We start from the raw sequence: 11,978 nt of genomic DNA, 5'->3' as shown, positions 1-11,978 counted from the left end.
CGAAAGAGGGGGTTAAGCCCGGACCGGCTTGGCAGCCAGTTGCGGGCGGAGTTGCTTCCAGGCGTGAAAGCCGTTCCAGGAAGCTTGCAGTTCGAGCCAGAAGCGTGCGTCCGAGCGGAACACCAGCGCGCAGCGGATGGCGGTGTCGGGCGTCATGTCGCGCTGTGCGTGGACGAGTTCGTGCAGACGCCGCCTTGACACGCCCAGCAGTCGCGCTGCTTCTGTTTGAGACAGCCCCAGGGGCGTGAGGTAGTTGCGATGCAAAAAATGGCCCGGATGGCAGGGCGCGCGCGGCGGCACGCCGGGGGGCAGTCCCCGGTTGGTCTGTGTGCCCAGTTGGCCGGCGCGCATGCTGCTCAGTCCTTGAAGGTGCGGTGGCCGGAGACCATGGTGCTGATGATGCTGGAGCGTCCCATGATGTCTTCGCGCACGGCGGCATAGACATGCAGGATGACGAAGATCACCAGCGACCACATGCCCAGATGGTGCCAGGTGTGCACATCCTGCGACTGGCCGAACAGCGGAATGACCCAGCCAAACAGACGTTCCTGCCACGAGCCCATCTGCGCGCCTTCGCCGTAGAGCGCAAAGCCGGTGACGACCATGAACAACACCGTGAGCATGAAGCTGAACACCATGGCAAAGCGCGCCAGCGGGTTGTGGCCCACGAAGCGGCCGGGGCGCGGGCTGATGAAGGCGTACCACTTCAGCATGCCCAGCAGTTCGCGCCAATAGGTGGCCTGGAACAGAGGCAGCCAGAACAGCTCGCGCGCATGGTGGTTGCCCACGATGGCCCAATAGATGCGACCGATCAGCCCCACCGCCAGCACGTAGCCTGCGCTGAAGTGGGCAAAGCGGATGTAGCCCATCACGAAATGGTCGCTGGCCTCTCCTGGCATGGTGGGCAGGGGCGAACCGATGAAGTAGCCCGTGACCGCCAGCACCAGAATGGACAGGGCGTTGACCCAGTGCCACAGGCGCACCGGTGCCTCGTAGACGTAAACGGTTTTGACCGAAGTGGCGTGGGCCGCATCGGCCTGTTCGATCTGCGCGAACTTGTCGATGGCGGGGGCTGAGCCTTGCGCGGGGGTGGTACTCATGTCGTCTCCTGTTGTTTGAAACGCTGCGGCTGCGGTATGCGCTGCTTTACAGCTGTGCGAACAGTTGCAGGCCCGCAAAGCCCAGTCCGAGTCCCAGGGCGCTGACCAGCCATGCGGATTGGCGCTGGAAGATGCGCTGGATGGACAGGCCCAGTGCCACACCGCATGCGTGCAGTGCTGCAGTGGTCAACAGAAATCCACCCATGTAGGCGGACAGACCCGTTGCCGGCGCCTCTGCCCCGTGCGCCAGCCCATGCAGGGAAGCCGCCACTGCGATCAGTCCCAGGCCCAGTGCGGGCGATAGCGTCGCGCGGGCGCAGACCAGCATCAGACCGAAGCAGACCACGCTGAGGGCAATGGCATGTTCGAGGTAGGGCGCTGTGACACCGGCTGCACCTGCCAAGGCGCTCAGGGCCAGCACCAGCACAAAGGTAGCAGGCCCCTGCCAGGCTTTGCGCGCGGACAGTGCACTGACCGACCACAGGCCCACGGCCACCATGGCCAGCAAATGGTCCAGGCCGAACGGGTGCATCAGTCCTTCAGAAAAAGTGCTGGCGCCGTGACCGGTGTGTGCCTGCGCCGCACCGGTTGCCAACGCCAGCAAACTGCCGACGGTTATCGAGAGGGTTCTCTTTGAAATTGCTTGCATGACTGTCTCCAGATTTTTTGAAAGATTCAACGCACCTTGACCGTAGCCATTTCCTGACCGTCCGGGCTCATCACATGGGTGGAGCAGGCCAGGCAGGGGTCGAACGAATGCAGCGTGCGCAGGATCTCTACCGGCTGCTCGGGGTTGACCATGGGCGTGTTCATCAGGCTGGCCTCGAAGGCGCCGATCTGGCCCTTGGTGTCACGCGGGCTGCCGTTCCAGGTGGTGGGCACCACGCACTGGTAGTTCTCGATGCGGCCGTCCTTGATCTTGATCCAGTGGCCCAGTGCACCACGCGGTGCGGCCACGGTGCCCACGCCCTTGGCTTCCTTGGGCCAGGTGGCGGGGTCCCACTTCTCCACGTTGGCGGTGGTGGTGTCGCCCGCCTTGATGTTGGCCACCAGTTCCTTGAAGTCCTCGTACATCATTTCGCCGCAGTACTGCGACTCCAGCGCACGCGCCAGCGTGCGGCCAATGGTGGTGGGCAGCAATTGTTTTGCGGTGTATTCGGTGGTGGCAATGCCCAGTGCCTTGGGGATGCCGGTGTTGATCATCGATGCGGCAAAGTCGATCTGTTCCTTGGGGCGCTTGGCGTAGGTGTTGCCCTTGGAGGCGTGGGCATAGGCCAGGATGTAGCGCGACAGCGGGCCCACTTCCACGGCATTGCCGCGCCAGCGCGGTGCCTTGATCCAGGAGTACTTGGCGCTCTCGTCGATCTCCTGGATGTTGGTGCGCGTGCCCTTGGTCTTGTCGCCCAGTGCGTAGTTGGGTTCGGTCACGCCGTCCCAGGGGTGCAGGCCCTTGGTTTCGTCGGCGTACTTGTACCAGCTGTGCGGCACGAATTCCTGCACCTGCTCGGGGTCGCGCGGGTCCACCGGCAACACCTTGTCCCAGTCGCCGTTGATGATGGCGCCACCGGGAAGTTGCTGGGTCTCGTGCTTGCCCATCACTTTTTCATAAGTGCCGTAGTCCATCACGTTGGTGGCCGAGAGGCCACCGCCGTAGAGCCAGCCGGCCTGCTTGTAGAGCGTGCCGATGGCCAGCACGTCGGGGATGTAGACGTTGTTGTTGAAGTCGATCATCTCCTTGATGCGGGCTTCGACAAAGTTCAGGCGCTCCATGTTGATGGGCGCGCCGGCCGCACCGGCATGTTCCAGGTTGATGGCACAGGGTACGCCGCCTACCAGGTAGTTGGGGTGCGGGTTCTTGCCGCCGAAGATGGTGTGGACCTTGACCCATTCCTTCTGCAGGTCCAGCGCTTCCAGGTAGTGGGTGACCGCCATCAGGTTGGCCTCAGCCGGCAGCACATAGGCCTTGGAGCCCCAGTAGCCGTTCATGAAGGGGCCGAGCTGGCCGCTCTCCACAAACTTCTTCAGCCGGTTCTGGATGTCGCGGAAGTAGCCGGGCGAGGACAGCGGGTGCGAAGGGGACACGAGCTGCTGCAACTCGCTGGTCTTCTTGGGGTCGGCCTTGAGGGCAGACACCACGTCCACCCAATCCAGCGCATGCAGGTGGTAGAAGTGCACCACGTGGTCATGCACCTGCAGTGTCTTGGCCATGATCTCGCGGATCAGGTAGGCGTTCTTGGGGATGACGATGCCCAGCGCGTCTTCCACCGCGCGCACCGAGGTGAGCGCATGGCAGCCCGTGCACACGCCGCAGATGCGCTCCACAAAGGCCCAGGCGTCACGTGGGTCGCGGCCCTTGAGGATGACCTCCAGCCCGCGCCACATGGTGCCGGTGGAGACGGCATTGCGGATCACGTTGTTGCTGTCGAGGTTGACCTCGCAGCGCATATGTCCTTCGATGCGTGTGACCGGATCGACCACCACCCGACGCCCCGTGTTGTCTAACTTGAAACCTTGCGTTTCGTAAGCACCCATGATGTTTCCTTGGTTGTCTGTCGGTTGTCTTTAGTGGTCAGCGGGAGCCGTGGGCTTGGCGTCGCTCTTCTGGTTGGCGCGCACGATGGCCGATACCGCGGCATGGGCTGCTGCGGCGGCGCCCACCACGGCGGCGGCGGTGCCCCCGACCTTGTCGGCGTTGGATTCGATGCCGAATTGCGGGATGTTGGTCAGGCGGTCGTAGAACGATCCCTTGTCCCAGAAGCCGTCTTCCGAGCAGCCGATGCAGCCGTGGCCGGCCTGGATGGGGAAGCTGGTGCCCGCGTTCCAGCGGGTGGTGGAGCAGGCGTTGTAGGTGGTCGGGCCCTTGCAGCCGACCTTGTAGAGGCAGTAGCCCTTGCGCGCGGATTCGTCGTCGAAAGCTTCGACAAACTGGCCGGCATCGAAGTGCGGACGGCGGTAGCACTTGTCGTGGATGCGCTGGCTGTAGAACATCTTCGGGCGACCCTGACGGTCCAGCTCGGGGATGCGGTCGAAGGTCAGCATGTAGGTGATGACGCCCGTCATGACCTCGGCAATGGGCGGGCAGCCTGGCACCTTGATGATGGGCTTGTCGAAGATGACCTTGTGGATGGGCGTGGCCTGTGTCGGGTTGGGCTTGGCGGCCTGCACACAGCCCCAGCTGGCGCAGCTGCCCCAGCTGATGATGGCCTTGGCGTCCTTGGCGACGTGCTTGAGCTGGTCGATGAAGGGCTTGCCGCCGATGATGCAGCTCATGCCATCCTGGTTGAGGGGCGGGTTGCCTTCCACGGCCAGGATGTAGTTGCCCTTGTACTTGGTCATGATCTCTTCGAGGATGGCCTCGGCCTGGTGGCCTGCGGCGGCCATCAGCGTGTCGTCGTAGTCCAGCGAGATCATGGACAGCACCACGTCCTTGGCCAGCGGATGCGCGGAGCGGATGAAGGATTCCGAGCAGCAGGTGCACTCCAGGCCATGCAACCAGAGCACCGGGGTGCGGGGCTTCGTTTCCATGGCGTGGGCAATCTGCGGCACAAAGGCTGGCCCTAGGCCCAGTGACGTTGCCGTGAGGGAGCAGTACTTCATGAAACTGCGGCGTGATATGCCCTGGCGACGCATCACCTCGTAAAACGTTTCCATTGTTGGTGTCTCCGGTTGTCTTTTGCTCTTCGCCAGCGTCCGCTCAAGGGGGTTATCGCCAACGACCCAGTTTTCGGCCTGGGCATGGCTATTACGCAATTGACAGGCCACAATTTGGCAACCAAGGGAATACCCCCATCGGCGCTTGCAAGTCGTTGTTTTTATTGGAAGTTTTTGAGCAACAGATTTGAGCTGCCCGGAGTGGTCAACTGTTACTGGAAATAGTTCTTTCAGCTGCGTAATCGCACTGGAAGATTACTTTGCAGTAGCCTTGAGAAAATGTCGGGCCTGCGGTTCCGGTAAAATACGGGCATGAGTACTCCCGTTACCAAATCAAAAATCATGGACGACGGTTTGCGCTACAAGGCCAAAGTCTCTGGTTCACCCTTCGGTGCCACCAACACTTACTCTGGCGCATCCACCATGTCCTGCTTCCTCTGTGGCAAGCACAAACCCCGTGTACAGCTGATGTCCCGCAAATTGCTGGGGCGCGTGCAGAACGTCTGCTCGCCCAAGTGCGAGAAGTAATTTGCGCTGATTGACGCTGGGCGGCGGTGGTTACCGCCCGGGTTCAGACCTGAGTGTTGAGCCCCAGTGCGCCCGGAAATACGCTCAGGACGTTGGCCTGGTTGGCGTCATACAGGGTCAACATCTTCAACGACACCTCCTGGCTCACACCGGCCTGGGCCAATGACGCCGATTCGCTGGCGTAGTTGGTATCGCTGATCTGGCTTTGCGCCGATGCCAGGTTGTCATAGGTGACCGACTGGTTTTGCGCCGCCGCATTCAGGGCGGCCTGCGACGCGCCAATGCTGCCTTGTTGCGATCCCACGCTGGCTAGTGCCTGGTCGATGGCGCCAAGTGCACTGGAAGCATTGCTGCTGCTGGAGACATCGACATTTGCCAGGCCCAACGCTTGCGACGACACACCTCCCAGAGACAGTTGATAGGTATTGCCAGCGTTCGGCCCGGTTTGCAGGCTGGCGTTGAAACTGCCGTCCAGCAGGTTTTGCCCGTTGAATTGCGTCTGCGAAGAAACCTGATCCAGGCTTTGCGACAGCTGCGAAAACTCCTTCTGGATGGCCTGCAGGTCGGAACTGTTGTTGGTTCCGTTGGCCGCCTGTACCGCCAGCTCACGCATGCGCTGCAAGGTGTCATTGGTTTGGCCCAGGGCAGCGCCTGCCACGTCCGTGAGTGAAAGTCCCGCGCTGATATTGCCAGAAGCCTGGCTGGTGGAGCCCATCTGGGTGACCATCTGGCTGGCAATGGCCAGCCCGGCGGCATCATCCTTGGCCGAGTTGATACGCGCGCCAGAACTGAGCCGCACCATCGCCAGCGCCTGTGCGTTGGCTGCCTGGTTGGAACTGTTGAGCAGGGAAAGGGGTGAGCTGGCCATGGCGATGTCCTTTCAAAAAGGAGCGGTGCAGAAGCAGCATTCTGCACCGATCAAGGGGCCAGGTGAAGTGCGGGCAGTCCCGACCACTTTGCAGGCATGCATTTAGCCAGCGTTCAGAAGTGCCAGAGCCTCGTCAAACTGGAAGGCATTCAGGTGCTCCATGACCGCCGAAGTGTTGGTCCCCAGGATAGTCTCCAGAGCCGCTCGATGCTCTTCGAGCATTTCCTGTGCAGCGGGATCGTTGTCCTTCAACGCGCGCAGGAATTTCTCGTAAATACGGCTCGTGTCCGTCGCAACTGCTGGGGCTTGCGCAGGAGTTGCCGCTGTCGCTGTAGGGCCGGGAAAAGGAGCGAGTCTGGATTGGACGTCCGATACAAATCCTTCCAGCAAATCAAGGAGCTTGCGAACTTCGGTTTCGAGGTGCTGGGCTGCAAAGTCTCCCGAGCGCAACAAATCCTCCACATGACCCGCCGCCCCCCTGAGCAGGCGGGCATCCGTCCAAAGCTCTGTTTAGCGTACTTGGTGAACTTCTCGTTATTGCGCTTTGGGTGCCGCGAGAGGTACAGGTCCAGGGCATCCGTGAGACGTGGCCGGGAACTTCCAGCGATCAGCTTTGCAGCCTCGATTTCGTGAGGCTTGAGGTAATCCAAAGGGTCAGCATCTCGGTAGACCTCTTCGTCCCCCCGTGCGAAATCCTCCCGCTTTTGGTCGAGGTGCGAGTGGAACAGGAATGCAGCATCGTCCCCAGCGACGAGGGCCACAGGTGCCAAGTCCCAATCTCTCAAGAGGTCTTCAGCTTGCTGCTTGATGGTCCTGGGGATCAGTTCAGGGGTGGCCCGCATGGCTTTCCACTCTGCTTCTAACCCTCGGTTCAGGATTTCAATTTGACGTGCAGCAGCCCGAATGTTTGAGGTGTCCAGCTTGACCTTGATGAGCTTGCTTGTGTAGCGGTCTCTGAGGTCAGTTGGGACGGGGCGCTGGTAGTAGATAACCTTGCCACGCTGGTACGAATAGGGGAGTGTCACGAGGAGGATGCCAAAGGAGACTTTCACAGGAGGTAGACCACACTTTCTACCACACTAAGTCTCTACATCCACCGACCTAACTTGTTGATTTTCCTTGTGAATCAATCACTTAGAGAGCAAAACAGTGTCAGGTCTGGTGCCCGGGGCCGGAATCGAACCGGCACGCCTTGCGGCGGGGGATTTTGAGTCCCCTGCGTCTACCAATTTCACCACCCGGGCAGGCAGGAAGGAAGTCGTAAATTATGGCACATTTATGCACATGAACTTTCTTACCATTGAAGACGCCGTTGGAAAAACCCCGCTGGTTGCGCTGCAGCGCATAGGCGCACAGACCAACACGCAGAACAACAACGTCGTACTCGGCAAACTAGAGGGCAACAACCCTGCAGGTTCGGTCAAGGACAGGCCGGCCCTGAGCATGATCCGACGGGCGCAGGAGCGTGGAGAGATCAAGCCGGGTGACACACTGATCGAGGCAACTTCCGGCAACACCGGTATTGCTCTGGCAATGGCCGCAGCCATCAAGGGCTACCGCATGGTGCTGATCATGCCGGAGGATCTGTCGATCGAGCGTGCGCAAACCATGAAGGCCTTTGGTGCAGAGCTGATCCTCACGCCCAAGAGCGGTGGCATGGAGTACGCCCGAGACCTCGCCGACAAGATGGAGCGGGAGGGGCAAGGCAAGGTGTTGGACCAGTTTGCCAACGCGGATAACCCGCGCATCCACTACGAAACCACCGGCCCTGAGATCTGGGCTGACACGGACGGCAAGATCACCCACTTCGTCAGTGCCATGGGAACCACCGGCACCATTACCGGCGTGTCCCAGTTCCTCAAGGAAAAGAATCCGGCCATCCGCATCGTGGGCGCACAGCCTTCTGAAGGCTCCCGAATTCCGGGCATACGCAAGTGGCCCGAGGCGTACATGCCGAAGATCTACAACCCAGCCAATGTGGATGAACTGGTCAGTGTGAGTCAGGCGGATGCCGAGCAAATGTGCCGGCGTCTGGCACGCGAGGAAGGCATATTTGGCGGTATTTCTGCGGCGGGAGCCTGCTGGGCGGCCCAACAGATTTCCGAGCGCGAGCGTGACGCAGTCATTGTGTTCGTGGTGTGCGATCGGGGCGACCGCTACCTATCAACCGGCGTTTTTCCGGCTTGAGGCCACTCCGGCTTGGCTGCGCAACCCTACAATGGACACATAGAGGAACCCACCCATGCAGATTGACAAAGAAATTGACACCCGCGGCCTGAATTGCCCTTTGCCCATCCTGAAGGCCAAAAAGGCGCTGGCGGAACTGCAGAGTGGTCAGGTTCTCAAGGTGGTGTCCACCGATGGTGGATCGATCAGGGACTTCCAGGCTTTTGCCAAGCAGACGGGAAACGAATTGCTGGACCAGCAGACTTTGGAAAGCGAATTCATCCACGTGCTGCGTCGCCGCTGACTGACTGGCAGCATCGCTCCATCAGAAGCCACCAAACAGCGCGCCTTGGGCGCGCTGTTTTTTTGGGCGCTTAGCCTAAGCGCGCGAGCTGGTCCCGCACCTTGGACAGGGTGTCGGTAAAGCCTGCCACGCGCTTGCGTTCCTGGTCAATCACTGCAGGCGGCGCCTTGGCCACAAAGGCTTCGTTGGAGAGCTTGGCGGTGGCCTTGGCGATCTCGCCTTCCAGACGGCTGGCTTCCTTGCCCAGGCGCAATTTTTCAGCAGCAACGTCCACTTCCATATGCAGGCAGATGCGGGCATCGCCCACCACGGCCACAGGCGCGGCCTGAGCTGCGGCCTGCCAGGATGCTTCGTCTGCGAACAGCCGAACCTCGTTCAACTTGGCCAACGCCTGCAGGATCGCGGCCGAAGATTGCAGAAACGCGCTTTCCGCTTCGCTCTGAGCCACCACAAACAGCGGCAACCGTGTGGCAGGTGACACATTCATTTCACCACGCAGATTGCGGCAGGCGTCCACCAGTTGCTTGAGTTTTGCGATCTCGGCGATTGCCGCCTCATCGATGCGTTCGGGCTGGCTCACCGGATAGGCAGCGACGCTGACCGAAGCGCCTTCGCGGCCGGCCACGGGTGCCACCTTTTGCCACAGCTCTTCGGTGATGAAGGGTGTGATCGGATGCGCCAGGCGCAGGATGGTTTCCAGCGTGCGGATCAGCGTGCGACGCGTGCCACGCTTCTGAGCGTCATTGCCGGTCTGTATCTGTACCTTGGCGATTTCCAGGTACCAGTCGCAGAACTCGTCCCAGACGAACTGGTAGATCGTGTTGGCCACGTTGTCCAGACGGTATTCTTCAAAGCCTTTGGCCACCTCGGCTTCGGTCTTTTGCAGGAGCGAAACAATCCAGCGATCGGCGCTGCTGAAGGCCAGATAGCCATGGGCCGGGCCGCCGACAGCGCATTGCTCCTTGGTGTGCTCCAGCAGGCCGCAGTCCTGGCCTTCGCAGTTCATCAGCACAAAGCGGGTGGCGTTCCACAGCTTGTTGCAGAAATTGCGGTAACCCTCACAGCGCTTGCTGTCGAAGTTGATGCTGCGGCCCAGCGAGGCCAGCGCGGCAAAGGTGAAGCGCAGTGCGTCGGCGCCATAGGCGGGAATGCCCTCGGGGAACTCCTTTTGCGTGTTCTTGCGCACTTGCGGCGCAGTTTCCGGCTTGCGCAGTCCGGTGGTGCGTTTCTCGAGCAGGGGGTCCAGCGAGATGCCGTCTATCAGGTCCACCGGGTCGAGCACGTTGCCTTCGGACTTGCTCATCTTCTTGCCCTGGGCGTCGCGCACCAGGCCGTGAATGTAGACGTGCCTGAACGGGACTCTGCCGGTGAAGTGCGTGGTCATCATGATCATGCGGGCGACCCAGAAGAAGATGATGTCGTAGCCGGTGACCAGCACGCTGGAGGGTAGGTAGAGGTCGTAGTCCTGTGTCTTCTCGGGCCAGCCCATGGTGCTGAACGGAACCAGCGCGCTGGAGTACCAGGTATCGAGCACGTCTTCATCGCGGCGCAGGGTCTTGCCGGGCACCTTGGCCTGTGCTTCGGCTTCGTTGCGGGCAACAATGACATTGCCCTCTTCGTCGTACCACGCAGGAATCTGGTGGCCCCACCAGAGTTGGCGGCTGATGCACCAGTCCTGGATGTTGTTCATCCACTGGTTGTAGGTGTTGATCCAGTTCTCGGGTACAAAGCGTACTTCGCCGCTCTGCACAGCGTCTATGGCCTTCTGGGCAATGCTCTTGCCCGTGGCGTCGCCCTTGCCCACCTGGTTCATGGCCACGAACCACTGGTCGGTCAGCATGGGTTCAATCACCTGCCCGGTGCGGGCGCAGCGGGGGACCATGAGCTTGTGCCTCTTCACTTCCACCAGGAAGCCGCCAGCTTCCAGGTCGGCCACCACCTTCTTGCGTGCAACAAAGCGGTCCAAGCCCTGGTAGGCAGCGGGTGCCTGGTCGTTGATCTTGGCGTCCAGCGTCAGCACGCAGATCATGGGCAGCTTGTGGCGCTGGCCCACAGCGTAGTCGTTCTGGTCGTGGGCCGGGGTGACTTTCACCACGCCGGTGCCGAAGGCCTTGTCCACGTACTCGTCGGCAATCACCGGAATGTCGCGGTCGCACAGCGGCAGGCGCACCATCTTGCCGATCAGCGCGGTGTAGCGTTCGTCTTCCGGGTGCACCATCACGGCCACGTCGCCCAGCATGGTTTCGGGGCGGGTGGTGGCCACGGTGATATCGCCGGAGCCTTCGGCCAGCGGGTAGCGGATATGCCAGAGAGAGCCGTCTTCCTCTTCGCTTTCCACTTCCAGGTCGCTCACCGCGCTCATCAGTACCGGGTCCCAGTTCACCAGGCGCTTGCCGCGGTAGATCAGACCCTGCTCGTACAGCTGGACGAATGTCTCCGTCACCGTCTTGGACAGCTTAGGGTCCATGGTGAAGTACTCGCGGCTCCAGTCCACGCTGTCGCCCATGCGGCGCATCTGTGTGGTGATGGTGTTGCCCGACTTTTCCTTCCACTCCCAGACCTTTTTCACAAATTCGGGGCGCCCCATGTCGTGGCGGCTGATCTTCTGGTCGGCCAACTGGCGTTCCACCACGATCTGCGTGGCAATGCCCGCGTGGTCGGTGCCAGGAATCCAGGCCGTGTTGAAGCCGCGCATGCGGTGGTAGCGCGTCAGGCTGTCCATGATGGTCTGGTTGAACGCGTGGCCCATGTGCAGCGTGCCGGTCACATTGGGCGGTGGCAGCTGGATGGCAAACGATGCAGCACCGGCCTGTGGTGCCTGCGTTCCACGGTAGCCCGCAACACCGTAGCCGCGCCTTTCCCACTCGGGGCCCCAATGCGCCTCCAGAGCGGCCGGTTCAAACGACTTGGAGAGGGACTGCAAACCGGGTTGTTCGGGCGTGCTGGTGGCAGGTGCGGCGGATGGGGTGCTGGGGGTGGCGTTGTCAGACATAGTCATTCAGTGTAGAGCGAGGGGCGATTTTACCGGCTGGGCTACCATAGCCTGGATGAGCACACCAGCAGCATCCAAACCCCATACCCGCCGCGGCCCGTTTGGCCTGCCGCTGCTGCCCGCGCACTATGCCACGGTGGTGATGCCTTTTTTCCTATCCATCATCATGACGGGAGTCATTTCGCTGGTGAGCACGTTGCGCAGTGTGGGACTGGCTGCAGGCATTCTGTCCTTGTGGTGGGGCTCATGGGCCCTGTCTTGGGTGATTGCATTTCCTACCTTGCTGGTAGTCCTGCCCCTGGTGCGCAAAGCAACCTATGGGGTTGTCCAGATGCCGCATGAGGGAAGTGCGGACCATTCGGGATAATC

13 protein-coding genes and 1 tRNA gene are annotated in these 11,978 nt (G+C 61.1%); 4 read left to right on the top strand and 10 right to left on the bottom strand.

Annotated features, from left to right (window positions below; genetic code table 11):
• Window positions 1-12: 12 nt before the first annotated feature.
• The 5 genes from AC1RMF_RS09545 to AC1RMF_RS09525 are packed head-to-tail and all read right to left on the bottom strand — an operon-like array spanning window position 13 to window position 4,751.
• Complete coding sequence (locus tag AC1RMF_RS09545; protein ID WP_493141261.1) at window positions 13-351, bottom strand: HigA family addiction module antitoxin; 339 nt, start codon at window positions 349-351, stop codon at window positions 13-15.
• A gap of 5 nt (window positions 352-356) precedes the next feature.
• Entirely contained in the window at window positions 357-1,100 is a 744-nt protein-coding gene (gene cybH, locus AC1RMF_RS09540) for a Ni/Fe-hydrogenase, b-type cytochrome subunit (RefSeq protein ID WP_493141260.1), read from the bottom strand.
• A gap of 46 nt (window positions 1,101-1,146) precedes the next feature.
• The gene (locus AC1RMF_RS09535) at window positions 1,147-1,749 is read right to left on the bottom strand and encodes a HupE/UreJ family protein (protein WP_493141259.1); all 603 of its coding nucleotides are present in this window, start codon (window positions 1,747-1,749) and stop codon (window positions 1,147-1,149) included.
• A gap of 26 nt (window positions 1,750-1,775) precedes the next feature.
• Window positions 1,776-3,632 (bottom strand): nickel-dependent hydrogenase large subunit, encoded by a 1,857-nt coding sequence (locus AC1RMF_RS09530; protein WP_493141258.1) that lies wholly within the window; start codon window positions 3,630-3,632, stop codon window positions 1,776-1,778.
• Between the two features lie 30 nt (window positions 3,633-3,662).
• Window positions 3,663-4,751, bottom strand: coding sequence for a hydrogenase small subunit (locus AC1RMF_RS09525; RefSeq protein WP_493141257.1), 1,089 nt, complete (start codon window positions 4,749-4,751; stop codon window positions 3,663-3,665).
• Window positions 4,752-5,063: 312 nt separating this feature from the next.
• Here AC1RMF_RS09525 and AC1RMF_RS09520 point away from each other — a divergent pair, with 312 nt between their 5' ends.
• Window positions 5,064-5,279: a hypothetical protein gene (locus tag AC1RMF_RS09520; RefSeq protein WP_342616691.1), complete on the top strand. Its 216-nt coding sequence runs from the start codon at window positions 5,064-5,066 to the stop codon at window positions 5,277-5,279.
• A gap of 43 nt (window positions 5,280-5,322) precedes the next feature.
• Here the strand turns inward: AC1RMF_RS09520 and AC1RMF_RS09515 are convergent, their stop codons facing one another.
• From AC1RMF_RS09515 to AC1RMF_RS09500, 4 genes are all read right to left on the bottom strand, one after another.
• Window positions 5,323-6,147: a flagellin N-terminal helical domain-containing protein gene (locus AC1RMF_RS09515; RefSeq protein ID WP_493141256.1), complete on the bottom strand. Its 825-nt coding sequence runs from the start codon at window positions 6,145-6,147 to the stop codon at window positions 5,323-5,325.
• A gap of 102 nt (window positions 6,148-6,249) precedes the next feature.
• A complete protein-coding gene (locus AC1RMF_RS09510; RefSeq protein WP_493141255.1) occupies window positions 6,250-6,399 on the bottom strand; it encodes a hypothetical protein in 150 nt (49 codons plus the stop codon).
• A complete protein-coding gene (locus tag AC1RMF_RS09505) occupies window positions 6,396-7,199 on the bottom strand; it encodes a DUF6538 domain-containing protein (RefSeq protein WP_493141254.1) in 804 nt (267 codons plus the stop codon). The genes AC1RMF_RS09510 and AC1RMF_RS09505 overlap by 4 nt, the downstream gene beginning before the upstream one ends.
• 107 nt (window positions 7,200-7,306) lie before the next feature.
• Window positions 7,307-7,391 (bottom strand) — tRNA-Leu (locus AC1RMF_RS09500).
• Window positions 7,392-7,431: 40 nt separating this feature from the next.
• On the opposite strand from AC1RMF_RS09500, the gene cysM reads away from it, so the two are divergent.
• Complete coding sequence (gene cysM / locus AC1RMF_RS09495) at window positions 7,432-8,334, top strand: cysteine synthase CysM (protein ID WP_493141253.1); 903 nt, start codon at window positions 7,432-7,434, stop codon at window positions 8,332-8,334.
• Between the two features lie 55 nt (window positions 8,335-8,389).
• Window positions 8,390-8,617, top strand: a complete 228-nt coding sequence (locus AC1RMF_RS09490) for a sulfurtransferase TusA family protein (protein ID WP_342616814.1) — start codon at window positions 8,390-8,392, stop codon at window positions 8,615-8,617.
• A gap of 70 nt (window positions 8,618-8,687) precedes the next feature.
• On the opposite strand, the gene AC1RMF_RS09485 is transcribed toward AC1RMF_RS09490, so the two are convergent.
• Complete coding sequence (locus tag AC1RMF_RS09485; RefSeq protein ID WP_493141252.1) at window positions 8,688-11,609, bottom strand: valine--tRNA ligase; 2,922 nt, start codon at window positions 11,607-11,609, stop codon at window positions 8,688-8,690.
• A 55-nt stretch (window positions 11,610-11,664) separates the two neighbouring features.
• Between AC1RMF_RS09485 and AC1RMF_RS09480 the strand changes: the two genes are divergently transcribed.
• Window positions 11,665-11,976 (top strand): DUF2798 domain-containing protein, encoded by a 312-nt coding sequence (locus AC1RMF_RS09480; protein ID WP_493141251.1) that lies wholly within the window; start codon window positions 11,665-11,667, stop codon window positions 11,974-11,976.
• The last annotated feature ends 2 nt before the right edge of the window (window positions 11,977-11,978 follow it).

Source organism: Rhodoferax sp. GW822-FHT04A08 (genome assembly GCF_058801025.1).
The sequence above is the reverse complement of the archived record's forward strand: the minus strand, read 5'-3'. Positions and strand labels throughout refer to the sequence as shown.